Origin of the sequence: Xanthomonas vasicola, from assembly GCF_000772705.2 — a bacterium.
In the GTDB taxonomy this organism is placed as follows: domain Bacteria; phylum Pseudomonadota; class Gammaproteobacteria; order Xanthomonadales; family Xanthomonadaceae; genus Xanthomonas; species Xanthomonas vasicola.
Window position 1 is genome coordinate 1 of record NZ_JSBW02000028.1, and the last position, 21,868, is coordinate 21,868.

Genomic DNA, 21,868 nt, shown 5'->3' on the forward strand with positions numbered 1-21,868 from the left:
CAGCGTATCGCGCAACAGGTGTGTCATGCTGCGGGTGATCTGGTCGCGGTTACGCACGGTGCGCAGGCGCACCACCTCGTCGGCTTCCACGCGCAATTCCAGCGTATCTTCCAGCGTGATGACGCGGCCGGTAACCCGGCCCATTTCGTACAGGACTGCATTGGCGAACGTGGTTTTCCCGGTGTTGCTGCCGCCGACGATGACGATGTTGTCGCGCTCATGCACCGCCTTGACGATGATGTCGCGCTGGCGCGGCGTCAGCTGTCCCTTGGTCACATAGTCGTCCAGCGTGAGTCGCAGGTTTGATTTCTTGCGAATCACGAAGGTGGGGCCATCGGGCGATTCGGGTGGCAAGACGGCGTGGAAGCGGTAGCCCGATTCCGGCAGCTCGGCCGGGAAGCTGGGATTGTCTTTGTCGGCAATCTCGCCAACGTGATCGGCCACGATCTTGATGACGCGTGCGCGTGTGTTCACGTCAAGCGTATCGTCGTGGCAGATCCTACGGCCGTCCTTGGCATACCACAGGCGGCCATCGGGGTTGACGCGCACTTCTTCAACGGCCGGATCGTCCAGCAGCTCGCCAATGGCACCGCCGAGCGCGGACTTCATCATGTCCAGCAGCCGGCTATGCCGGGTAATGGTCGTGGACACAGACGGATTGGCGTTCATGGGGTGGCCTCAGGATCGTGGTCGGCGGCGTCGGGCTGCCCGGCCGCTGCGTGCAGGGCATCGAACTCGCTATCGGTTTGGGCACGCAGCAGCGAGCCGGTCAACTTGTCCAGCAGCGGCGTGCGCTGGCTAAAGACCCGCTCCACGGATGCAATCAGGGCGTTGTAGAAGCCCTCTCCCGCTGCATTGCTGGCCGGGGTCGCGGCCGGCAGGCGTGCAAACAGGTTCTTGGTCGTGAGCGTGGTCAGCTCCACCAGCATTTGATTGCCGAAGTGCACGTTGCGCACCTCGTTGCGCAGCGATCGCAGCTCCTTCAAGACCAGCATTTCTTCGGCTTTGGCGTGCTCGGGGTCGTAACGCTCGGCCAGCGCGGCTTCCACCACAGCGCGCAACGGGATGCGCCGCTCGACGGCTTCACGTTTTGCGAGCTGCATGAGCCGGGTTTCGACTTGGGTGTGCAGAATGGTCTTACCGTGAGACTTCTTCATGGGAGCATGTAGTCAATGTCGTCGTCGGCCGCATCCATGCCATCGGCTTTGGCGGCGGGGCTGACGGTGATTTCATGGGTGTCGATGTCGGCATCGGCGCCGATGTCGTCATCGAGCATGGGCGCGGCCTCGAAGGCCACCTCTGGTGCGGGCGTCGGCTCAGGGGTGGCGTCCAGGTCGCGGGAGTCTTGGACGGCCGGTTGCAGGGCGGCCGCCACCGCAACCGGCACCACAGCGGGGGTGAGCTTGGTCCAGGGGTTGGCGGCGACGGGCGGACCATAGGGGTATGGCCTGGCGCCGGTCTTGGCGACCGGCGCGTACTTGTGGGTCGGGTCCAGCACCTTGCCGCGCGCATCGGTCGGCGGCACCAGGTCGCGGAACTTGGCGTCGCTGTAATACTTGATTTTCACTGCCATGATCGGTGGCAGGCCTGCCACCACGATGATCTTCTTTGACGGGTCCATTTCCCGCACTTCGCCTGGCGTCATCAATGCGCGGGCTGATTCCTGGTTGGACACCATCACGTGCCCCAACCACCCAGACAACCGGCCTCCGGTGTAGTTGGTCTGCTGGTGAATTTCGGTGGTCATGCCAAGCGAATCGCTAATGCGCTTGGCCGTTTCGTCGGTGTTGGGCGCATACCACACGTGGATGTGCGCACCGTCCATCACCGTGTTGCTCGGACCGTAATACTTAACGATCTGGTTATAACTCTGGTTGATCATCATGCATTTGATGCCGTAGCCGGCCACGTAGCCCAGCCCTTCCTCGAAAAATTCCAGCTTGCCCAGCGATGGGAACTCATCCACCAGCAGCAGCAGCCGGTGCTTGTTGCCCTCCGGGTGCAATTCCTCGGTGAGCCGGCGGGTGATCTGTTGCAGCATCAGCCGGAACAGCGGCCGCAAGCGCGACTTGTCGCTGGGCGGGCTGATCAGATACAGCGAAAGCGGGTATTTGGCGCGCATCAGGTCCGTGATGCGAAAGTCGCTCTCGCTGGTCGCCGCGCCCACGATGGGGTCGTAGTAGAGGTTGAAGAAGCTACGCGCCGTCGAATGCACACCGCTGCGCTCGTCGGCGCTCTTGTTGAGCATGGCCCTGGCTCCGATCGCAACGACCGGGTGCACCTTGCCGTTGCGGTGCTTGGTGTCGAGCATGTATTGCAGCGTGGCTTCCATCGTCCGTTCCGGGTTGTCCAGGAACATCGCGATGCCGGCCAAGGTCTTGTCCGGCTCGGCGTAGAGGACATGCAGCACCACCGCCAGCAACCACGAGTCGGCCTCCTTGCTCCAATGGTCGGGTTTTCCCTTGCCGTCCGGGTCAACCAGCATGTCGGTGACGTTCTGGGCGTCCTTGACCTCGTTATCACCTGGTCGAATCTCGGCCAATGGGTTGAACCGGCAGGTGTCGCGCTGGGTCGGGTTGAATTTCAGCACGTAGCCGATCCGGCTCCGGTAACCCGATGTCAGTTCCCAGTTCTCGCCCTTGATGTCGTTGACCACCACGCTGGCCTGCCAGTTCAGCAGCGTGGGCACGACAACGCCCACGCCCTTACCCGACCGGCTCGGGGCGGTGACTTCCAGATGCTCTGGGCCGTCATGGGTCAGGTAACGGCCGTCCTCAGTCATGCCCAGCACCACGCCAGCCTGCCCCAGCAGGCCCGATTTTTCGATTTCCTTGGCTTCGGCCCACCGCGCCGAGCCATGCGTCATGACTTCTTCCTGGGCGCGGGTGCGGTAGATGGCCACCGCTACCATGACCACGAAACCCAGCACCGCCGACGCGGCAACGATGTAGATCGCCCTGGTGAAGATGTCCGGCGCGTAGGCGTTGTAATCCCACAGCCACGGGAAATATGACCAGGGCGCATAGATGCCGTGCCCTGCGATTTGGAACCAGGGCGCGCCGAGCTGGGGCTGGTAGGCCAGGGCATAGGCCACGTACTGGCCCGCCGCCCACACGCCCAGAAAGATGCACGCCAAGCAGGCGACGATGGGACCGCCGCGCAGTCCGCCCGCGTGGCGCGTTTTCTCGCGTTGTTTGCTTTGTGGTGCCATCGGTTTAACTCCGTGTGAGTCCTAACGACTTGCCCTTGTCCAGCACATCCATTGCCGCGAAGCGGATGCGCACCGACTGGAAGGCTTGGTTCATGCTCTGGCCCTTCGCCAGCTGCACCGCGACGGTGTTGCCGAGCTGGCTTTGCAGGCCATCCTTCGCCGGCACCACCGCAAACGTCCCGTTCTGCACAATCACGGCATGGGGGCCGCTGGGCAGGTTCTCGATAGCTTCCACGGTGCCCTGAAAGCGGCGGGCCACATCGAGATTGACCGGCTGGCCGTACTTGGACGCTAGCCGTTTCTGTGCCTCGCCCAGCTCCATGCCGCGCATGTCTTCGTCAAAGCCGGCCTTGAGGCGCACGCCCACAGGAGTGCGCTCGGCCATCCGCAGTGCGACCAAGCGGTCGGTGCGGGCTTCCAGCGCTTCCAGGAACTGTGCTTGCGTGCGGGTGCGGCTGGTGGCGCCCTTCATCTGCTCAAGGCGTCCAGCGGCCAGCTGCTCGTCCAGGAACGTCCGGGCAATGACCTGGCTCTGCTGAGGCAGCGGCCCCTTCCCAAGCACGTCCAGGCGCACGAAGGCGCGCTTGGGGTCGCTGAGTGTGGGATCGGCGTTGACACGCTCCACCAGGTCGGCCGGCACCTGGAAGGTGCCGTCCTCCAACTTGGTCACATGGCCTCGGTGCGCCAAGGCGTCCATACGCCGCACGTGCGCCTCGATGTAGGACTCTGGCGTTGCGTTGCCGGGCAGACGTTTCGGGTCCCATTCCTTGACCTCTTCCAGGTGTGCCTCGGGGGAATAGATCTCATCCTGCAACCGCCGCAGCACGTTTTTGTCTGCCGCCGTGGCGACCGGCGGCGTGTAGCTGTCGAGGGTCACGGTGTCACCGATTTGCCCGCGTTCGACAAGGTGCCGCTCCGACGGGGCACTGAGCGTTGCGTAATGCACCTGGCCGTCGAAGCCGGCGACGATGACGTATTCGGCGCCCGATCGTTTGTCGGCTTGCCCACGGTCCAGAATGACGCCCTGGACCGGCCCAGATGTCTCTAGGCTCTTTTCGTCCGCCAGTTGCCCGCTCTGGCTCCGCTCGGCTCGAAGATGCGGCTTCAACAGTCCCGCGACCTGGTGCTTTTGCACCACCGCGCGCTCCATGTCGCGCAACTCGTCGTCAAAGCCGGCCTTCAGACGCACCCCAGCGGGAGTGCGCTGGGCCAGCTGCAACTCAACCAGGCGGTCGGCACGCGCCTCCAGTGCGTCTAGGAGCTGCACCTGGGTGCGTGTGCGGATAGTGGTGTTCTTGAGCTGCTCAAGGCGACCAGCGGCCAGCTGGTCGTCAAGGAACGTTCGCGCGATGACCTGGCTCTGGCGGTTGAGCGAGCCTTGCGCCTTCACGTCCAGACGCACGAACGAGTTTTTGTCACGGGCAATGGCTGGATCGCCATCGAGCCGCGCCAAGAGGTCTGCCGGCACACGAAACGTGCCGTCAGCCAGCTTGGTGACGTGTCCTCGGCTCGCCAGTGCTTCCATGCGGTTGACGTGCGCATCAATGTAGGACTCCGGCGTTGCATTCGCAGGCAAGCGCTTCGGGTCCCACGCCTTCACCTCGGCCAGATGCGCGTCTGGGAGATAGACGCCGCTCTTCAAGCGCCTTAGCACGTTCTTGTCCGCTGACGTGGCGGCTGGCGGGGTGTAGGTGCCCAGCTCCACGGTGTCGCCGATGCGTCCGCGCTCAGGCATGTGTCGTTCTGAGTGCATGCTAAGCGTCGCGTAATGCACTTGGCCGTCGAATCCGCCAACGATGATGTATTCGGTGCCTGACAGTTTGTCTGCCAAGCCGCGATCCAGGATGACACCCTGCACGGGTGCAGCCTTCAGGCTGTCCTTGTCGGCCAATAGACCACGCCGGCTCCGTTCGGCATCAATGTGCGGCTTGAGTTCCGTTGCTAGCCTGCGCTCCTGCGCCATCGCACGCATCGCCTCCGGCGCGTTCGCGTGGATCTTCCAACGACCGGGCATCTGTTCGGTGGCTAAGCCGTGGTCACGCAGGATCGCCAGCCGCTGTAGCCGCAATTGCCGCTGTGCATTGCGGAACGGATCTGCATGCACCTTGCCGGCATAGATTAGGCCGCTTTCGCGGCTCTGCTGCTCCCGAAGCATGGACGCATCCAGACCCGTCCAGCGCTCTTGCGTGACCTCCTTCGCAGCAGAGCGATAGATGTCGATATCGCTCCGATATCCCAGCTCACGCGTTGCCAGCTCACGTGCCCGCTCGCGCATGCCATTGCTGATGTAGTCGCGGCTAATCACCAGGTCGCCGCCCTTGTCATCCACCCCACGCACGATGATGTGCACGTGCGGGTTGTCGGTGTCATGGTGGGCGACGGCCATCCAGTCCAGTTTTGTCCCTAGATCCTGCTCCATTTGTTGCATCAAAGCGCGGGTGTAGCCTTCTAGATTCAAGCTCGCGCCATCTTCCGGCGAGACGATGAATCGGAACGAATGCCGATCAGGTTCTGCCCGGTCCACGAACTGCGATGTCTGCTCGCGCGTGAGTTCGCCCGTGTCGGTAAACGGACGGGCCGGCCCACCATCCTTGTCTACGCCGTGGCGTTGGGCATAGTCCACGTGCCGCTGCATGGCGGCTTTTGCTCCGACCCGTGGTGCTGCAACCACACGGGCCTTGATGGTGACGCGCTGCTGTCGGCTTCCAGTGTTGATCCTGACGCCAGCGCCGCGCCCAGCATGGTGCGTGGTCGCGCCGGAAATGCGCCCGGTCCGTGCCGCCCGCTTGGCAGCACTTTTGACACGGCTGATGACTTCATTGACCTGGGAGTTGTTACGCGCCTGGCGCCCCTTGGACAGGCGAACGCGCAGCGGCTTGTCGGTGCTGCTTGCACCCTGACCGCCCTTCCCAGCGCGCTGGTCTGGCCCTGCTGAGCTGCGCTTTTCACTACCGACCACGGTCGTCTCCCGGCCCTTAAAACCATGTTGTAGTTTACAACAACATTAAATGTTAATGTGGTACAAAAAATCTAATAGAAAGAGTCAGTTGAAACCCACATACCACACACACTTTTATCTTGCCCTTCTTTTTCCGCTTCTCCGCTTTTGCCTTCCGACGCCCTCACCCTCTCCGATCACACCCACCCTTCGCAGAAACCACAATGCCCGCTCTGGCTCTGCTGTAGCGCGTCTCGGAACCGTCGGCCTCGACCAAGCCCCACCCTATCGGACGCTACCCGCACAACGCCGCACAAGCGGTCAGCGTGGCCTCGGTTGTGCAGCCTTCGGCCCGGTCCCTGCAAACCCTGTGGGCGCGGCTGCGGGCGACATCACGGGAACAGCATTGGCTTGGGCTTTGGTGGACCGGCGGCCGCTCGCCTTCCCGCTTGCCGGGAAGTTCACCGCCACCCCAGCTGCTTGCGACACCCAGCTCACGTAACCATTGCTCAATCCGCGCGACTCGTTGCCGGTGTTGTACATCGACAAGGCGCCCAGCAGCGCAGGCTTTTCGGCGCGATATTTGGCCCATGTTTGGGCGTAGTTCCGGGCCAGAATGGTGGTGCCAAGTCGGATGTTTGTGCATGGGTCTAGTAGGTCAACCGGCGTCACTCCGAACCTGGTCAGATGCTGCGAGTTGATCTGCATCAGCCCGATATCGGTACTGCGACCGGCCCGCACCTGTTCAACTGCGATCCGCTGGGCTTCGTCAAACCGGGTCGGGTAAAAGCTACGGACCTGGTTGTTGATGGCATACGGATTGCCGCCACTCTCATGCTTGATGATCGCCTGTACGGTTTGCGGATGTACGCCGATAGAGCAGGCGAGAATCACTGACATTAGGTCATTCATGATCGACTCCCATCGAGGGTGCTTGCGTCCACAACGGTGTGATGCCTCCGGCGACTACTGACAGCGGAACGAACCCGTAATAGCGGCCGTCAAAGCTGTTGGCGAGACCATCACCGATGGTGAAGATGTGCCCCGCTGGGACTCGCGTGCAGCCTTGTAAGACGTGAGGCAATGCCACGCCTGTTCGGTCGGTGGCAGCGACCGCGCCCACACGCCGATAGGTGGCTGGGTGCCCTGCGGCTGTTGGGGTTGCAATGCTGACTTCGGTGTTGACGCATACCGTGTCGCCGGCAACCGCACCGACACGCTTGATGTAAAGACTTCCGGGCTTCATCCAGCCGCGTTCAAAGCCATAACGCGCTGCCGCATTATGTGGGGAGAAAGCGACCAGCTGGCCCCGCTCTGCGCTACGTTTATTGCGATTCAGGAGGTACAGACCTTGCGCCACGCTTGGCGAAAGGTTGGCAATTACGGTGAAACCTAGCGAGGCCAGACTACGCGCACTTGCCCATCCAAAGGCGGGGGCAATCACTGCTAGGCCTAGGCCGAGTGCTAGCCCTTTGATGAGCTTCTTTCGTGTCACAGACATGCCGCTAACCTCGCCTTTTGCGGGGGAGTTTGGCTCTCACGTCGGCGGTTAAAACCTTCAACCGCGCCAGTGGCATGCGCTGGAAAAACTGTTCGATACGCGCCAATTCTAGCCGATTTAGGGTGTCAATTTTTGACCGATTCAGGGCTAACCAAGCCACATAAGCGCGCACCCGCGTTGCCCCTGTGATGTCGGCCAGAATGGCGACATCTGGGCGCACTGCCGGCACGCTTTCGCCCACCTGTCCATAAGGTAATGCCTCGCATAGCACAACCCGCCATCGCGTTGTGCCGTAGTCATTCTGCTCCCATAGATCGAGCGCAAACCGGTCACCAGGTTCGAAGCTCAGAAGCCGGCGACGGGTGCCATCTTCGCCGATCACCCAGCGGCCAACCTGGCGCGGCTTGCCGGCCAGAATCCGCCGGTTCGTCCAGCCCTTGGCGAACGCTTCGATAACCTGGGCGGCCATCATCAGGCCTGCATGCACGCATGCTTGACGCCTTGCATGCAGACGATACAAGCCTGGCCAACGCACCACTGCATGCAAGCTGCTTTAGCGGCTTGCAGGCTTGCATGCACCTTGCGGAAACGCATGCAAGCCAACTTGCATGCGTGCATGCACTGTGCGGTGCTGACATGCATGCGTAACTGCAAGATTGCACGCATGCATGCCTGCGTGCAATCTTGCATGCAAACATGCATGCAACTAAACATGCAAGCTGCGTTGCATGCGCACATGCGTTACTCGGCGTCGCCGGACATGGCCGACAGCGGAGCAAGACCCATCGAGGCGAGGAACATCGAGATGCCCTTGATGGTGATGTCTTGGATGGTCATGTTGTGGGTGTAGCGGAACTCGGACAGCCGGCGCAGGTCATCGTCGGTCAGGTGACGGATCGTGATGGTGCGGGTAGCGCCGACCTTGGGCGCGCTCTTGGCCGTGCCGGCCTGGCGCGCGGCGGCCTGGGGCTTGGATTCGGCTGGTGCTGCGCGCACCGGCTTATCTGGTTGGCTCTTGGTCTTGTCCAGGGCGGCGAGCTTGCCGCTGAGTCCGGTGTTCATACATGGGTTCCTTTGGTTGCGCCGAGTAGCGTATGCACTTCGCGCCATAGAGCGCGAATCTCAAAAGCGGCCTTGCCGGCCGGCTCAAATTCGCCCACGGCCTGGCCGTAGGCGAGGGCGCGCCGGTAGGCCGTTCGATCATGAACGACCGTTTCCAACACTGGGATGCCGGTGCTTGCCAGCTCCCGTTCCACTTCCCGTGTCTCACTGGCGCGGATCGGGGCGCTAGACAGGATGAACGCCCCCGGCTTGCCGCTGGCCTGCAATAGTCGGATCGAGGCCGGCGCGGCGGCAAGATCCAACAGACTCGGGCGCACAGGCATCAAGGCGAGATCCGCATGCTCAAGCGCGGCCGCGATGCCGGCTGACGCATGGGGGGGGGTGTCCACGATCAACAGGTCATAGCCTTCCTCGGCTGCGGCCTGGACCGCTGCGCCGACGTTGGCAGAAGTGATGGCCACCACTTCGAGCGTGGAGTGCTTGCGAGTTTCGGCCCACCCTTTGGCCGAGCCTTGCGGATCGGTGTCGGCCAGCGCAACGCGCAGACCGGCTTGCTGCGCGGCCACCGCGAGGTGAACGGCGATAGTTGTCTTGCCGGAGCCGCCCTTCTGGACGGCGATGGCGATGGTTTTCATGCACTGCGCTCCTGGTGGAAGTCGCTTGCTTGAGGGCAAGTGTGCAATACCCTAGCAACATGCATGCACGCATGCAAGCTGATTTAGATGCACGCATGCATGGTTGCAAGGTTGCATGCATGCTTAACTGCTGCCACGCCCGCGGGGCTTGGCCTGGCCGGCCTTTGGCGAGGCGGGCGAGGTGGTCACCGACTCAAAAGCTGCCAGCCGGCCCCGTAGGTTCGCCGCCTCATCGCGGGCCTGGCCGGCAGCGTTGCGCTGCGCTGGGGGCAGTGCAAAAAAAGCGACCGGTTGCCCGGACGCCTCTGCGATTGCAGACTCTGTAGCCATGCCACAACCAGCCCATCGTTTTCAGCTCCTGTGGGCGCGTCGTTTGAAGCGGCGGAATTGGCGGGTGAGTTGGGAAGTCCCTGTCCAGGTGCAAAAGGATCGAAGAGGGTTCATCGACCTGGTGGTGACCAACGACCGATGGACCGTGGCCGTCGAGCTGGACAATGTGGCACCACGCGAAAAGTCGATCCGCAAGCTAGCGTTGTTTCAATGCGACCGTGCCTACGTGGTCTGCCGGAGCGGGATCATTCTGCGGGTCCAGTGAACCGCTGCCGCTTTGTGTGCGCGTAGCGCACGGTGACCGCTCTTCAACGCAGGCGACCCGAAGCCGACAGCCCTTCTAGGGTCATGGCCTGCCTCGAAGTCCGGTTAATTACTCCCTGCCGACCCGCTTTTGCTGTTTGCGGGAGGGGACCGCCGTCGCTGCGCCTTCATGTTGGTTGGTTTTCCAAGTGGGCTCATGCGCAGCGGCGGTGGGAGGGGCGCAGCCCCTCTATTCAGCATCTAACGCTGTCGTCGCCGCGAAGCGGCGGCGACGCCGATCTCGCTGTTGAGCGCTCTATTGCCTGTGTTTTCAACCAAAGGTTGACTGGTTGGCCTCCCAATTAAATGGGACAAATAACGCTACTTCTCCACAGGCTTACCCCCAGCTGCGGTGGATAACTCGCTTTGGCGTGAGGTGTTGAGGTGGAGACGTCGGTGACCGAGGGCGCCGGAGGGTCCAGAAATGTCCTCGGCTCGACCGGGTTTTCGCTGTGCAAACCTGTTTTCAGGCCGTTTCAGACCATTGCGCAGGGGCTGGCCTGCCGGGCCGGCTATTTGAACAGGGCGAGGATGTCGGCGATGTGCCGGGTGGCGCTCTGTGCGCCGCTAGGCGGGTCGCCAGTTGCGCGGAACGCCGCAGGGCGGTCGCCGCCTGTGCGCGGCCTGGCGGCCTGCTCTTGGCGCGACTGGCGACGTGTTTGGGCGTCAGTGAAGGATGCAGTGCCGGCACCACGCACCTGGTCGGCGTGCTTGCGGTCGCGCTTAAGTAGCCAGCTGGTGCCCACCATGTCACACAGCCGCTGGAAGTTGATCCGGCGCACGCCGGCCTCGCTGCACCACAGGTCGCCGCCGTTGGCGTCTTTCTTGTGCCGGCGCACTTGTTTGGTGGGGAATGCCCACCCAAGGCTCACCATCATGTCGAGCGAGCGCCTGGCGCGCCGCAGCTCGGCGTCGGTCTGTCCGCCATAGGCGAGCTGGGCGAGGTCGTGCAGGGTGTAGCGCTGCCAGCGCCCGCCGCCCTGGCGTGGCTTGCCCACAAATCCGGTGCGCACGTCGGCCAAGTAGAGCAGGGCCACGGACATGGCCAGCAGCGAATCGGCCCCATCCTTGCGCAGTGCGCGCACCCGCGTCAGCGCCTTGTCCAGGGCATAGCCGGCCACGATGACGTTGCGGCTAATCCGCATCCACAGGGAGCCTTGCCGCTGCTCCAGGCCGCGCACAAGCCCGTCGCGGGTCGCGTCCAAGACACCCGGCCGGCGCTTCTTGCCGGCGAGCGGCTTGGGCTGACGCCAATGCACACGCTTGTGCGGCCGGCCGCTGGTGGCGGTCGGTTCGGGGCCTGGCGTGTGGGAGCCTGGATCTACTGCTGACATGTCCCGCGCCGATGAACGGCAGCGGGGCAAGGTGGTCGGCGTTTAGGCCTTTGCATCCTTTTCCCTCTTGCACGGCTTCGCCGGCGGGATTAGGATGGGGGTATCGATTAGTGCCCCATTGACTGGTGATTCCCGCCAGCCCAGTGATGAAAAAACCGCCTCGCCAAAGGCGGTTTTTTCGTTTTCGGGGGTCTACTGCGCCAGCAGCTGGCCCACCCGCGTTGTCATATCGCTGCCAAGTATCTGCGCGCGGCCCTTAAACCGCAAGCAATCCCCGTGTGCACAACCATTGCACACCATGCCCTGGCGTGCATTTTGCCAGCATGCGATCCCTTTGCCGGCGTGGCTGCAACGGTATGTGAGCGCGCCAGCGTCGCGCTACGCGCCGTCGAACTCCGGCGGCGTGCGCACGGGCAGCGCGAAGTCGGCCGCCAGCTGGGCGGCCGCTTCCAGGGTCAGCACGTAGTGACTGCCGGCGATGACCAGCGCGGCCAGGTCGGCTGACACCGCAGCCGGCGAACAGATGAAGACATCGAGCGCGGCCAGGCCACATGCGGTGCTATAGGCCGGGCCTGCCACGTCGCCAACGTGTGGCGCGAGGTGGACGCCGAATTGCGGCTGTCCGTGTTGGACCTGGTGGCGCACGTGCAGCAGTAGCCCGGCATGGACGCTGGGATAGCTGCCGGTGCGCGCGGTCGCTGCACTGGATCTAGGCTTGGTCATGTTCGGTTCCCTCGATTTGGTAAAGGTGTGCATAAACATTGCACACCATTGACGTTAAAAAAAGCTGCCGCCGCAGCTTCAATGGAGTAGATACAAGATCCAGCAGAGCCATGCGGTAGCGATGCAGGCCGACAACCGGTTGACAAAATGCAGTGCTTTCTGCTCGTCCATCTTGACGCCCTCTCCTGTCATTAGCGAGACCTGTACGCGATCCAGAAAAGCCCGCCCAGCCCGCAAACCACGCCGACCAGGTAGATCAACCACGCGTTGTCGTTGATTGGACTGCTAAATGCGGCATTGGATGCGGTCGGCTCAAAGGTCGCAAGGCCGTGGATGCCAAAGCCGACAAGTGCGCAGCTCAGGACCAGGAGTACAAAATAGTGCCGGATGGCGTACAGAAGCGAGTGGCGCAATTTCATCGTGATGGCTCCAAGGGTGAATAACAGCGGCGGCGTGCCGCACTAGGATAAATTAAGCGTAGCTTGACCAGTATTGCGGGCGGCCGTCCCAGGGGTGGGCATAGCTGCTGCTGGACAGCTTGACGCCATTGCGCGGATTCACGCGCTTGCGGATCGGTTCGGCCTTCGTGTATTGGCCTGGAACCGGGGTGGTGGTGCCGGACATGTGGCCGGTGTCCTGTCGCTCCTGGACCAGCTCGCGCAGGGTCACGGTGCGATTCTGCACGGCGACGACTTCGTAAAAATCCACGTTTGTCTGCTCGTAGCCGTAGCTGGACACCAGCACGGTGCCCACTTCCAGCGTGTGCGGCCGCTTGGCTTCTGCGCGGCGTTCGGCGTGGGCGTCGGCCAGCTGCTGCCGGCGGGTGGTGAACGTGGCAATGTCGCGCTCGGCCTCGGCTTGCGACCGGAACCACTGCCGATCGATCTTCAAGCTCTTGCCGTGGAACTTGGTCACGACGATGCGGCCGGCTTCCTCGGCGAGGTAGTAGCGCGAGCCGTCGGCCAAGTCGTGCGGCTGCTGGGCATAGCGCGGGGTGGTGAGGTTATCGCGCCATTCGGCACGCTCGGCAGCGGTAAGGGAAGCGGGGTGGGGCAGCTTGCGCATGGTGGTGTCCTGGTCAGTGCTGGAGAGTGGTGGCCAACAGCGCAGCCGCTGCGCTGCCGTGGTTGGATCGTTGCCTAGTGGTGTGCAATACCATTGCACACCACTAGGCAAAAAAGGGGGTCAGTCTTCGGTGGGCTGCATGATGGTGATGACCGGCTCGGCATCGTCGCCGGGGCCGATGTGCATGTGCAGGGTCACAATGCGGGCCTGGTGGCCTCGGCCCTCACGGGGCACCCGGTGCAGGGCGAACGGCACGCGGTTGGCGTCACCGCCACGGGCGGCGAAGTGGCGCGCCATGAACAGCACATCCCACAGCCGGCCTTGCTCGTCCTGCGGCACGTGCTTGCGCTTGGTGTCTTCATGGCTCCATGCCACGCAGTCGGCCCAGACGGCCCGCGTGACGGCAACCGGCACCTTAAAGCCAGCCTCGCGGGCGAGGGCAGACACGTCCACCAGGTCGCCATCTTCCAGGAGGTCGGCGCGAGTGTGGGTATGGATGATGTCGGACGCTGTGAACATGGCGATGTCTCCGGTAGTTGTATGGTGTGCAATGTCTTGGCACACCTTCATAATACCGCTTTGCATGCTTGCATGCAAGCATGCAAGCTGTCATGCATGCAAATCTACGTTCTGCCACTGGAACATCACCCCCCGCATAAATGCAGGGGGTTGGTGCATGAGGTCGCTCGTTATGGGTAGTCCCCGGCCACGCTTTGCCCAGACCACAGCCCGAAGCTCGATCACACGACAACGCTGGCATGCCTGACCTGGCCAGCACACACCACCATGCAAACCCGCTTTTGCGGGTACTCGTCGTTGGCAGCGCAGCCATGTGCGCGCATGCAACACTGCGGCCAATCACTGGCTAGGCGATATACATGCAAGAGCAAGATGCTCCCGATGACGAATGCCCAATGTGCGTCGGGGAGGGGGGCTGGCCCGGCCTCACTGAGTGGGTGACGTGTAAGCCCTGCAAGGGCACCGGCAAAAGCATGTTGCCGCCGCCCGGTGCTTGGGTGGATCTTGACGAATGAGGCACAAAAAAAGCCACCGGGATCTTCGGCGGCTTTTTACCGTGTATGGCGCGGTGACGCCGGGCGATCTAATCCGGCAAGTTCCAATCTTCGCCTTTGTCACGCGGCTCGCGCTTGCGCACGATCAGCGTTATTTCGCCATTGATGGCCACCGGCACGGTGCGTAGCTTGAGGGTGAAGCCGCCGCTGCGATGGGGAAAGGCAACACCGCACCGGAACCACTCGGTGCCGGTTTCGCCGTCACCTTTGGTGTAGCTATGCGGTGAAACGACATCGAAGCGATCGTGCGTGGAGGTCTGTACGGGGGCAGCTGCTGCGGTGGAGTCAGATTTAGGCATCGTCGTCGCGTCCTCGGCGTGTGGTTTGGTGCGCGTGCAATCGCACGCGCATGGGAAGGTTACACCGTGCAATACCATTGCACACCAACGCCGCCGATGCAGTATTGTGGACTGCGACGCAGGCCGCATCGGTGGCCGCTTGCTGGCGGCCACAAAGCCACATGGCCGTCCACGCATGCTCCACGGCCAGCGCGCAGCGCTGCCCGTCGCCGTGGGGGATGGGTGTATCCATCCCCAGGCGTCGGGGGAGCGGTGGGGCATGGGTGGGGCGGGCCTGCCGGTTGCAGCTCGTCCCCGACTTGTCCACGGGGGCGGCCAACGGCCGACGCTGACCTGGTGGTGCCGTCCACCTGGTCAGCGCCACGGTGGGCAAGTGGGGGGCGAGCTGCCGGCCCTCAGTCTGGGCAGGGTGGGTAATAGACGGATCGGCCGGGATCATGTCTTGATCTATCCGGGCGGGTGGCGTGCTCTCGCCCGGCCTGCTACGCAGGCGGCATTGCCTGCCGTCTATTACCCACCCCATACAGCCCTGGATCGGTGCGGAGCGCGCAGGGGCGAGGGGAGGGCGGGCCTTCCGATTGCAGCCCGTCCCCGGCTTGTCCATGGGGCCGGCCAACGGCCGACGCTGACCTGGTGGTTCCGTCCACCTGGCCAGCGCCACGGTGGACAAGTGGAGGGCGGGCTGCCCGCCCTCCTGCAAGGGTGGGTAATAGACGGGTGAGCCGGGATCAAAGGTTGATTTCCCAGGGTTGGGATGTGCTATCGCCAAGTTTGCTACGCAGGCGGCAGCGCCTGCCGTCTATTACCCACCCATACAGCTCTGGATCGGTGCGCAGCGAGTCATGCGGCCGTCCACGCATGCTCCACGGCCAGCGCATAGCGCTGCCCGGCGCCGTGGGGGATGGGTGTATCCATCCCCAGGCACCGGGGAAGCGGTGGAGCATGGGTGGCGGGCCTGCCGGTTGCAGCTTGTCCACGGCGGCGGGCGGTGGGCAAACGGGGGCGAGCTGCTGGCTTGGCGCTGGTGATGCCGGCGTGCTGTTGCTCTTTGTGGATGCAGCGAAGCGAAAAACGGGGCTTTCGCCCCGTCCCTGCTTAGTTGAGTTTTTCGACCACCGCCGCGATGGCTGTGACCAGCGTCGCCAGGGCCGTGATGATGGCCGGCAGATTTTCCAGCACCGTTGCGAGGACTTGCTGCGTGCGTTTTTTCATAGCGCGTTCCTTTCGGCGCGGGGTTATTGATCGCGCACCGATCAGGCGCATGGCGGATAGGCAGACGTGCAAGGGCAAACCCGGAAGCCGCAGCGCAAGCGACCGCAGGGAGTGCGAACGGGTGAGGATTTGCCCTTGCAGGGCGGCCGAGCCATGCGATGTTCGGGGCAAGCTGGCGATCAATAACGCTGCGTCGATGCGAAGGAAGCGCACTATGAGCACGCAGCGAGGCCGGGGTACTGGATGCCGGCCATTGGCCCTGGCGACGCTGGTCATCGCGGCGGTGGTCGGAAAACGGCGTGCTGGACGGGGCACGGTTTTGCTTCTGCAAGCGGAGCGCGCAGGGGCGAGGATTAGGGCCGACTGGCGATGACGCGGCACGCGGCATCGGTGCGCAGCACCCCAAGCCGGTGACCGCTTGCGGTCACGCCCCCGCCTGGACTGGATCAGACGCACGGCACAGGCTCGTTTTCGCATGTTCTGCGACATCGGCATGGGTAATCTGACGCATGGGTAACCGCAAACGACCTCGACTAGACCCCTGGCAATTCGGCCCACCTGGCGTGTGCGACGCATGCGGGAGTCCCTGCGGCACGATGGATCAAGCTGGAATCGTCTGCTACGTGTGCTCGGCCGGCGTGTTCATCCAGCGCGGATTCTGGCAATTTGCTCGCTGCCCGAACTGCAAGGGCGCAGACCCGTTTTGCACAGACTGCGGCGGCCGGGCTTACGTTGCGACACCGCGCGAAGACATCGATATGAGCGAGCTAGAAGGTGCATGGGCGGCAGCGGTGGCGCGCCACAGCGCATACGGAGAAGAGTTGCCCGCGCCGATTGCAGACCTGAAACGCTTTCTCTGACGCCGGCACGGGAAGTTGCGACTATTTCGAGTTGAACGCGTCGGCCGCTCGCCTGCTCTTTGCACGCGCGGCCACAATTTCGGCCCATTCTTTCCCGCGCCCAGCCTTACGGTCGGCAACCAGGTAGGTGCGTCCGTTGCGGTGCCAACCGCCACCGCACACGGCTACAACGTCGTCGCCGCCGCGATGCCAGACAAGGACGGGGCTGCAAGAGTTGCGCCCAGCTCTGCGCCACTCATCGGCTCTGTAGTCGCCGTCGGTTGCCGTGGGTTCGCCGAGCTGCGCGACGAGCGCAGCGGCAACCGCTGGATACGCCTCCTTCGAGAACTGGAACTCCACCACCTCGATGCGCCCAGTTTTCTCGTTGAGGGTGATGTCGCTGTCGATAGACACCGCCCCGGCGAACGTGAGCGCGGTAGGTGCTTTGCACTCGACCGCCTCATAGGTGGCTTTGCAATTTGCTAGGCCAACCTTGCGTGCGGCTTCTTTCCCCATGCCGGGGTGATAGCCGGCGATGGTGGTCCAGTTGCCACCGCTCGGCGGCACTGCAAGGGCAGTGGACGCAATACACGCGGCAAGCAAAATGGAGAGGTTTTGAATTGGCATGGTTAGCTCCCACGGCCCTTGGCCAAGGTCTGCGCCACGTAGTCATTCAGATGATTGCCTGCTCGCAAAATCGTCGCTTCCTGACGTTGAAATTCGGATTTCAGAAATGGCCTGACCCACTGGGGAGCGTGATCGATCCCATCATAGGTGAAGGCGTGGATGCGCAGGCCGTGCTCTTCTTCGGTGAAGCTGATCGCATAGCCAATATCGACGATGCTGCGGTGTTTGCAATGGTTGTCGAGCGCACAGAGGTACTTGAAATCGGCATGCTCATGCAGCGCATCCAACTCCGCTTTAACGGCGGCCGGGATCAATTTTTTACGGACAGTCTTCCACGCAATGTCCCGTTCGCTCTGGATGCAGGTCGCCGCATCGCGATTCATTCCGGTGGCGTAATAGACTAAGTGCACCAAGTTATCCGCCACCGAGCGCATGCTATGCATGCAGGCAACGATGTTGGCGTAAGCCGTAAATCTGGCATCTTCAAATGAGCCTGTGTCGTTGTCATCGACTCCCATCATGATCGGCCACAGTTCATCGGCAGGCCGGCCGTCCACCTTGGCGGCAATGATCCGCATGGCCTCCTGGTAGTGATAGGCACTGAACCTGCGCCGCTCGGTCACGGACCGGATGCTCTGCGCTACGAGACGCCGCTGGTCGGGGCCAAACGCTGCCCTGACGCCATCGCGCAAGGCTCCCAAATCCCACGGCATGCTTTCCTCCGGGATGGTGCCGCTCATACGCCGGCACCCACGGTGCGGGCGGTCTTGCGGGTGTGCGGCAGGCCGGGCAATTTCAGCTGCGCCCGGTCGCTGGGCAGGATCTTCGCGGCGGTGGCGACCGCCGCCGCGCCGGCCGGTGTCTTGGCCGGCGTGCGTTTGGCGGGTTTGCCCTCGCGCTGGAGCTTGGCCAACGCCTTCAACGCGGCCGGGCGGCCGCGTCGGTAGACCTTGGGCGCGCGCACGTAGTTGGCCGGCAGCACCTCGAACACCATCACGCCCAGCGCCAGCAGCTGGGCGGCGGCGGTGTCGAGCGAGGCAAACACGCGTGGCTCGCCACGCTGGCCGGTCAGTTGCTTTTCGGTTTGGCCCACGCGCACCATGACCGCGTAGCCGCCGACCTGGCCGACCAGCTGCACGGTGCGCAGCGCCCCGGCACTGGCGAGGGCGGCGAGGGTGGCGATGGAAATGGGGGATGGCATGATCGACCTGTCAAACTTCGATGTTTGATGGTCAATCATTTGAACCTGACGTGCAAGCCCTAGTGCGGCGAGGCCGGCTGCGCACATAACGCGAAATTCCACGCACTGGCGCGGTGCCTCCGTGGCCCAGCAGGGCGGTCGGGCAGTCGCATGACGGGGTTTATGCATTCTTGCATCGCCCGGGCGCATCCGCTATTGTGCACATGCACCACCGACCGGACCCTGGAGACAGGTGTGGTGCCTCGATAGATCGATAGCTTAACCCGATCTATCCCTTGCCTGGAGCGGGATACGGCAGAAATGCCCAAAGAGCCTACCGAGTAGTGAATACCGAAAGCGCTCCAGCGATGGGGCGCTTTCTTTTTATAGGGCAATGGTCTGTTCGGCCAAGCGCCGCCGGTACACAGTCTCAACCTTGTAGAGCTTCCCGCGCGGGAGTTTATGGATGGTTGTCCCGTCGACGGGGTAGCAGGAGATGACCCGGCAATTGATGGTGTCATCTGCACGCTCATCCTTGTGAATGGCGCAAAAAAACACCAGATGGCCTAGATCGAGCGAGTAGAACTGCTGCTCTTTCTTTCTGCTGAGGTACACACGCACGCAACCGTCTGAAAACTTGCCGGTGCGGATGAAGTGCACTGCCTCGTGACTGACTGCCCACCGTTGCCGGCAGAAATAACGCCCGTGCTCAAGCGCGCACCCATTGGCCTTTTCATCGGAAAAGGTATGCGGCCAAAACGAATAGCACACTGTGATAGTCCGCCCATCAAGTTGCTCTTGTGCGTCGAAGGAATCCAGGTGCGACATGTCGAATGTCCGCCCTCCATCCAGGATGTTGTTCCACCGTGTCACGCTCACTAGGCCCCGTTGTGTATGTGGTTACTGCCGCTGCTGGTGAGCAACAGCGTGACGCAAGCAGGCATCGTCAAACAAGGCTTGATAGGTGTGGATGTGCAGGCGTGCACTTATGTAAGGGTCGGCGGCACAAAAAGCCCCGCGCGGGGCGGGGCATTGGGACGACTAGGCCGGAACCTGGCTACAGGATCTGCCCGTGATAGATCGCATATGCCGCCCACAGGCAAAAACCAGCGCACACGAAGCTTCCCACCGCCATCACCAGGCGGGGCCATGTGTAGGACCACATGCCTGAGCTGCGCAGCCAACTTAGAAATTTCATGATCTCGTTCCTAATTGTTTGGGAGGGATGTTGGATGCCGCCTGTTTAGCTGGCTCTCATCTCAACGCCTGAGATCGGTTCGGCTTTTTCCAGCTGCCACATCGAGGCGGAATAGTCTGGAAATGCGGTGCGCCGCAATTCGGCCACTGCTGCACGGTGCAGCTCGTGCGGATCGTCGGACGCACTGGCCACGTCCACATAGCCGTCGTATTGCGTAAACATACCGCTGCGAGTGCGCATGTGGCAGCGGTAGCGTTGGAATGATTGCTCTTGCATGTCGTCGTCGTGCATGTCGTGGCTCCTCGGCTTCTTGCAGTGAATAGACGGGGCCGCAGCCCCGTCCAGTGCCAGTGTTAGTTTTCGATGTCGTACTCGGCAGCCTCTCGGGTGCGATACAGGTAAAAATCGTCCCTCTCCCGACCGTTCTTATAGGTCTTGCGGATGATCCACCAATCCGGCTCAGTGCCGGCAGGGGTGTCACGAACGGCAGGCTCATCGTCCAGGTCCAGAAACTCAGTCACGCCGACGGCACGAAGCGAGACCAGCTCCCATCCTTCTGCGTCCGCCTCGTCCATAAACTGACGCTCATCAGGCTCGGCATCTAGCCAACTGGAGGGCTGCTTTTCATGCTCTTGGCTTGGGTGATTCATGACATCTCTCCGATGTAGTGTGCAATGTATTGGCACACCCACATAATACCGATTTGCAGTCATGCATGCAAGCATGCATGACTGCTTGCATGCAATTATTGGTTCTGCCCATGGAACACCCTGGGTAGGTCATCGCTCAGACACGCGCGCCGGGGTGTAGGGGCCGCGCCCCTACGGACAACGCCTCACTCGCGCACGGAAAAGATCGGCGCCGGCAGAAATGATGCGCCGTCATCACCGCCGCAAGATCCCTCTACCACCACACTGCTGACCGCTTTTGCTGACGGCTTGGCGCCGGCGATGCCGGCGTGCTGTTGCAAGCGGAGCGCGCAGCCGGCATCGCCGGCGGAGGGGCGAGGATTAGGGCCGACTGGCGATGACGCGGCAGCGGCATCGGTGCGCAGCACCCCAAGCCGGTGACCGTAGGTCACGACCCCGCCTATGCGGAGAGGCAGCGCCGTAGCCCATAAAACCAACACTGATTGGCAGCTTAGACGAACAACTGCTTGATCGATTCCACAGTCACATCGTGGTTGGTCTCGCTGTTGAGACTTGGCTGAGAAATCACTTTGTCCAGAATGACCCTGGCCCGGCGCCTGAGTTCTTGGTCGTCCAGGTTGTCCAACAGAAAGATCCTGCTGGCGATGGCATGGCTAAGGTTTTGCGGGCCGCTACCGCCGTAGCCCCATCCATATCCGCCTTCGTAGTTGAACAAGTCCCTACGCGATGGCAACAGTTCGGCCGTACTTGTGTCCTTGTGTCGGTAAAGCGCAACGCTAGCGCCCTCGACGATGCGCAGCAAAATATGGCTGATGAGGGCATCTTCTTCGCCATGACGCACGAATTTGACTTCGTCAGCGTCGCGCGTGTAAGACTCAAGTGTGATCTGTTTTGCTGGTTGCATGTCGTCATCCATTGTCTGGCTCCTAAGCGTCTCAAACTTGAATTGAGGTAGTCCGTTATCGGCGGCTGCGTTCTGGAATGACAGCGGCCCATAGTAGGTGCCGAACGCGACGCGCTCGGCTGCTTGCGCCGTGTCTGCTCCTGGGAAATACAGTGGCGAGTCTCGCGCGATCAAGTGCACAAACCCTTCGTCCACGTCCACATCCACAATTTCCGCAGCCGAGCCATATTGATCAACGAACCAATAGTAGCCGCTGCGCATCGGCCGGGCCGACGCCAAGCCTGAGTCATCCTGATGCACATTCATTGAAGCAATCTCCACGTCAGACAGCAGGGGGTGTGTTGACCCGATGCGTGCGCCAGCTCGCCAGCGTGGCGCGTGCGATCACGCGCCCGATCAATGGGCCAAGCACTGCGAACAACAACGCGAACAACACGCGTCCAATTGACCACTCTCCCGTTGTCACCATCGGATACAGCAGGGGCAGGGGCGCAAGGCAACACCCGACGGCTGCGATCATGCCGTTGACCAGCGCCACCACGGGGTGACGTAAGACCTTCAAGCGCATGGTCAGTCACTCCCGGTCGCATCGGGCGCGGCAAACATGACGTAAAGCGCTGAGATGGTAAGGCAGACATACCCAAGCAGCAGGCCGAGCAGCGAGTGCGACAATAATGCCACTAGGAGAATGGCCACCGCTGCCAACAAGGCCCACGCCCCCGAACTGCGAATCCAACGAATAGCGTTCATGTGGATCTCCTGCCCTTGGTTAGTGTGCAACGTA

The 21,868-nt window shown here is 62.4% G+C and carries 26 protein-coding genes and 1 pseudogene; 1 reads left to right on the top strand and 26 read right to left on the bottom strand.

What is annotated here, in order from left to right; translation table 11 throughout:
* From NX05_RS06810 to NX05_RS24795, 10 genes and pseudogenes are all read right to left on the bottom strand, one after another.
* On the bottom strand, positions 1-612 hold a 612-nt coding region (locus NX05_RS06810), incomplete at its 3' end, for an ATPase, T2SS/T4P/T4SS family (RefSeq protein WP_425521333.1).
* Positions 613-665: 53 nt separating this feature from the next.
* Complete coding sequence (locus tag NX05_RS06815; protein WP_039431450.1) at positions 666-1,157, bottom strand: hypothetical protein; 492 nt, start codon at positions 1,155-1,157, stop codon at positions 666-668.
* Positions 1,154-3,211 carry an IncP-type conjugal transfer protein TraG gene (traG, locus tag NX05_RS24790; RefSeq protein WP_053012840.1) on the bottom strand — a complete coding sequence of 686 codons (2,058 nt, stop codon included), beginning with the start codon at positions 3,209-3,211 and terminating at the stop codon, positions 1,154-1,156. The genes NX05_RS06815 and traG overlap by 4 nt, the downstream gene beginning before the upstream one ends.
* A 4-nt stretch (positions 3,212-3,215) precedes the next feature.
* Positions 3,216-5,846, bottom strand: a complete 2,631-nt coding sequence (locus NX05_RS06825) for a DUF3363 domain-containing protein (protein ID WP_039431473.1) — start codon at positions 5,844-5,846, stop codon at positions 3,216-3,218.
* Positions 5,847-6,470: 624 nt separating this feature from the next.
* On the bottom strand, positions 6,471-7,049 hold the full coding sequence (locus NX05_RS06830; RefSeq protein WP_017164080.1) for a lytic transglycosylase domain-containing protein: 579 nt from the start codon (positions 7,047-7,049) through the stop codon (positions 6,471-6,473).
* A gap of 4 nt (positions 7,050-7,053) precedes the next feature.
* Positions 7,054-7,650 (bottom strand): S26 family signal peptidase, encoded by a 597-nt coding sequence (locus tag NX05_RS21995; RefSeq protein ID WP_078516405.1) that lies wholly within the window; start codon positions 7,648-7,650, stop codon positions 7,054-7,056.
* Between the two features lie 4 nt (positions 7,651-7,654).
* A complete protein-coding gene (locus NX05_RS06835; RefSeq protein ID WP_039431476.1) occupies positions 7,655-8,119 on the bottom strand; it encodes a DUF2840 domain-containing protein in 465 nt (154 codons plus the stop codon).
* A gap of 272 nt (positions 8,120-8,391) precedes the next feature.
* Positions 8,392-8,712 carry a hypothetical protein gene (locus NX05_RS06845; protein ID WP_039431458.1) on the bottom strand — a complete coding sequence of 107 codons (321 nt, stop codon included), beginning with the start codon at positions 8,710-8,712 and terminating at the stop codon, positions 8,392-8,394.
* On the bottom strand, positions 8,709-9,347 hold the full coding sequence (gene parA, locus NX05_RS06850; protein ID WP_008576026.1) for a ParA family partition ATPase: 639 nt from the start codon (positions 9,345-9,347) through the stop codon (positions 8,709-8,711). The genes NX05_RS06845 and parA overlap by 4 nt, the downstream gene beginning before the upstream one ends.
* A gap of 123 nt (positions 9,348-9,470) precedes the next feature.
* Positions 9,471-9,608 (bottom strand): annotated as a pseudogene (locus NX05_RS24795) (DNA-binding protein); the annotation flags it as partial.
* Between the two features lie 67 nt (positions 9,609-9,675).
* Between NX05_RS24795 and NX05_RS06855 the strand changes: the two are divergent.
* Positions 9,676-9,942 carry a hypothetical protein gene (locus tag NX05_RS06855; RefSeq protein WP_234704896.1) on the top strand — a complete coding sequence of 89 codons (267 nt, stop codon included), beginning with the start codon at positions 9,676-9,678 and terminating at the stop codon, positions 9,940-9,942.
* Between the two features lie 550 nt (positions 9,943-10,492).
* On the opposite strand, the gene NX05_RS06860 is transcribed toward NX05_RS06855, so the two are convergent.
* The 16 genes from NX05_RS06860 to NX05_RS06940 all read right to left on the bottom strand — a co-directional run bounded on the left by NX05_RS06860 (position 10,493) and on the right by NX05_RS06940 (position 21,834).
* On the bottom strand, positions 10,493-11,314 hold the full coding sequence (locus NX05_RS06860; protein WP_003490716.1) for a hypothetical protein: 822 nt from the start codon (positions 11,312-11,314) through the stop codon (positions 10,493-10,495).
* A 378-nt stretch (positions 11,315-11,692) separates the two neighbouring features.
* Complete coding sequence (locus NX05_RS06865; protein WP_017164628.1) at positions 11,693-12,037, bottom strand: hypothetical protein; 345 nt, start codon at positions 12,035-12,037, stop codon at positions 11,693-11,695.
* A 191-nt stretch (positions 12,038-12,228) separates the two neighbouring features.
* A complete protein-coding gene (locus NX05_RS06870; protein WP_008574229.1) occupies positions 12,229-12,456 on the bottom strand; it encodes a hypothetical protein in 228 nt (75 codons plus the stop codon).
* Between the two features lie 52 nt (positions 12,457-12,508).
* Positions 12,509-13,102: a hypothetical protein gene (locus NX05_RS06875; protein ID WP_039431461.1), complete on the bottom strand. Its 594-nt coding sequence runs from the start codon at positions 13,100-13,102 to the stop codon at positions 12,509-12,511.
* A 120-nt stretch (positions 13,103-13,222) separates the two neighbouring features.
* On the bottom strand, positions 13,223-13,621 hold the full coding sequence (locus NX05_RS06880) for a DUF6573 family protein (protein ID WP_039431463.1): 399 nt from the start codon (positions 13,619-13,621) through the stop codon (positions 13,223-13,225).
* Between the two features lie 583 nt (positions 13,622-14,204).
* Positions 14,205-14,474: a hypothetical protein gene (locus tag NX05_RS06885; protein ID WP_039431481.1), complete on the bottom strand. Its 270-nt coding sequence runs from the start codon at positions 14,472-14,474 to the stop codon at positions 14,205-14,207.
* A 1,095-nt stretch (positions 14,475-15,569) separates the two neighbouring features.
* The gene (locus NX05_RS24800; RefSeq protein ID WP_155550124.1) at positions 15,570-15,962 is read right to left on the bottom strand and encodes a hypothetical protein; all 393 of its coding nucleotides are present in this window, start codon (positions 15,960-15,962) and stop codon (positions 15,570-15,572) included.
* 605 nt (positions 15,963-16,567) lie between these two features.
* On the bottom strand, positions 16,568-17,152 hold the full coding sequence (locus NX05_RS06895) for a hypothetical protein (RefSeq protein ID WP_029996438.1): 585 nt from the start codon (positions 17,150-17,152) through the stop codon (positions 16,568-16,570).
* Between the two features lie 2 nt (positions 17,153-17,154).
* Positions 17,155-17,892 (bottom strand): hypothetical protein, encoded by a 738-nt coding sequence (locus tag NX05_RS06900; protein ID WP_029218439.1) that lies wholly within the window; start codon positions 17,890-17,892, stop codon positions 17,155-17,157.
* Positions 17,889-18,353, bottom strand: coding sequence for a hypothetical protein (locus tag NX05_RS06905; RefSeq protein ID WP_039431465.1), 465 nt, complete (start codon positions 18,351-18,353; stop codon positions 17,889-17,891). Before NX05_RS06905 ends, NX05_RS06900 begins: the two co-directional genes overlap by 4 nt.
* 363 nt (positions 18,354-18,716) lie before the next feature.
* Positions 18,717-19,160 (bottom strand): hypothetical protein, encoded by a 444-nt coding sequence (locus NX05_RS06910; protein ID WP_155550125.1) that lies wholly within the window; start codon positions 19,158-19,160, stop codon positions 18,717-18,719.
* 415 nt (positions 19,161-19,575) lie between these two features.
* Positions 19,576-19,821 (bottom strand): hypothetical protein, encoded by a 246-nt coding sequence (locus tag NX05_RS06915; RefSeq protein WP_039431467.1) that lies wholly within the window; start codon positions 19,819-19,821, stop codon positions 19,576-19,578.
* Between the two features lie 62 nt (positions 19,822-19,883).
* The gene (locus NX05_RS06920) at positions 19,884-20,180 is read right to left on the bottom strand and encodes a hypothetical protein (RefSeq protein WP_228415131.1); all 297 of its coding nucleotides are present in this window, start codon (positions 20,178-20,180) and stop codon (positions 19,884-19,886) included.
* A gap of 490 nt (positions 20,181-20,670) precedes the next feature.
* Positions 20,671-21,390: a hypothetical protein gene (locus tag NX05_RS24805; protein WP_228734637.1), complete on the bottom strand. Its 720-nt coding sequence runs from the start codon at positions 21,388-21,390 to the stop codon at positions 20,671-20,673.
* A 16-nt stretch (positions 21,391-21,406) separates the two neighbouring features.
* A complete protein-coding gene (locus NX05_RS06935; RefSeq protein ID WP_003490064.1) occupies positions 21,407-21,652 on the bottom strand; it encodes a hypothetical protein in 246 nt (81 codons plus the stop codon).
* Between the two features lie 2 nt (positions 21,653-21,654).
* Complete coding sequence (locus NX05_RS06940; protein ID WP_228415098.1) at positions 21,655-21,834, bottom strand: hypothetical protein; 180 nt, start codon at positions 21,832-21,834, stop codon at positions 21,655-21,657.
* Between the last annotated feature and the right edge of the window lie 34 nt (positions 21,835-21,868).

Excerpts from the sequence above, each read along its gene's own strand:
- NX05_RS21995 (WP_078516405.1), bottom strand. The coding sequence starts at position 7,650 with ATGTCTGTGACACGAAAGAAGCTCATCAAAGGGCTAGCACTCGGCCTA.
- NX05_RS06880 (WP_039431463.1), bottom strand. The coding sequence starts at position 13,621 with ATGTTCACAGCGTCCGACATCATCCATACCCACACTCGCGCCGACCTC.
- parA (WP_008576026.1), bottom strand. The coding sequence starts at position 9,347 with ATGAAAACCATCGCCATCGCCGTCCAGAAGGGCGGCTCCGGCAAGACA.
- NX05_RS06835 (WP_039431476.1), bottom strand. The coding sequence starts at position 8,119 with ATGGCCGCCCAGGTTATCGAAGCGTTCGCCAAGGGCTGGACGAACCGG.
- NX05_RS06915 (WP_039431467.1), bottom strand. The coding sequence starts at position 19,821 with ATGCACGACGACGACATGCAAGAGCAATCATTCCAACGCTACCGCTGC.
- NX05_RS06940 (WP_228415098.1), bottom strand. The coding sequence starts at position 21,834 with ATGAACGCTATTCGTTGGATTCGCAGTTCGGGGGCGTGGGCCTTGTTG.
- NX05_RS24805 (WP_228734637.1), bottom strand. The coding sequence starts at position 21,390 with ATGAATGTGCATCAGGATGACTCAGGCTTGGCGTCGGCCCGGCCGATG.
- NX05_RS06895 (WP_029996438.1), bottom strand. The coding sequence starts at position 17,152 with ATGCCAATTCAAAACCTCTCCATTTTGCTTGCCGCGTGTATTGCGTCC.
- NX05_RS06875 (WP_039431461.1), bottom strand. The coding sequence starts at position 13,102 with ATGCGCAAGCTGCCCCACCCCGCTTCCCTTACCGCTGCCGAGCGTGCC.
- NX05_RS06885 (WP_039431481.1), bottom strand. The coding sequence starts at position 14,474 with ATGCCTAAATCTGACTCCACCGCAGCAGCTGCCCCCGTACAGACCTCC.
- NX05_RS06865 (WP_017164628.1), bottom strand. The coding sequence starts at position 12,037 with ATGACCAAGCCTAGATCCAGTGCAGCGACCGCGCGCACCGGCAGCTAT.
- NX05_RS06920 (WP_228415131.1), bottom strand. The coding sequence starts at position 20,180 with ATGAATCACCCAAGCCAAGAGCATGAAAAGCAGCCCTCCAGTTGGCTA.
- NX05_RS06825 (WP_039431473.1), bottom strand. The coding sequence starts at position 5,846 with ATGCAGCGGCACGTGGACTATGCCCAACGCCACGGCGTAGACAAGGAT.
- NX05_RS06905 (WP_039431465.1), bottom strand. The coding sequence starts at position 18,353 with ATGCCATCCCCCATTTCCATCGCCACCCTCGCCGCCCTCGCCAGTGCC.
- NX05_RS06910 (WP_155550125.1), bottom strand. The coding sequence starts at position 19,160 with ATGTCGCACCTGGATTCCTTCGACGCACAAGAGCAACTTGATGGGCGG.
- NX05_RS06830 (WP_017164080.1), bottom strand. The coding sequence starts at position 7,049 with ATGTCAGTGATTCTCGCCTGCTCTATCGGCGTACATCCGCAAACCGTA.
- NX05_RS06870 (WP_008574229.1), bottom strand. The coding sequence starts at position 12,456 with ATGAAATTGCGCCACTCGCTTCTGTACGCCATCCGGCACTATTTTGTA.
- NX05_RS06935 (WP_003490064.1), bottom strand. The coding sequence starts at position 21,652 with ATGCGCTTGAAGGTCTTACGTCACCCCGTGGTGGCGCTGGTCAACGGC.
- NX05_RS06845 (WP_039431458.1), bottom strand. The coding sequence starts at position 8,712 with ATGAACACCGGACTCAGCGGCAAGCTCGCCGCCCTGGACAAGACCAAG.
- NX05_RS06860 (WP_003490716.1), bottom strand. The coding sequence starts at position 11,314 with ATGTCAGCAGTAGATCCAGGCTCCCACACGCCAGGCCCCGAACCGACC.
- traG (WP_053012840.1), bottom strand. The coding sequence starts at position 3,211 with ATGGCACCACAAAGCAAACAACGCGAGAAAACGCGCCACGCGGGCGGA.
- NX05_RS06815 (WP_039431450.1), bottom strand. The coding sequence starts at position 1,157 with ATGAAGAAGTCTCACGGTAAGACCATTCTGCACACCCAAGTCGAAACC.
- NX05_RS06855 (WP_234704896.1), top strand. The coding sequence starts at position 9,676 with ATGCCACAACCAGCCCATCGTTTTCAGCTCCTGTGGGCGCGTCGTTTG.
- NX05_RS24800 (WP_155550124.1), bottom strand. The coding sequence starts at position 15,962 with ATGACCAGCGTCGCCAGGGCCAATGGCCGGCATCCAGTACCCCGGCCT.
- NX05_RS06900 (WP_029218439.1), bottom strand. The coding sequence starts at position 17,892 with ATGAGCGGCACCATCCCGGAGGAAAGCATGCCGTGGGATTTGGGAGCC.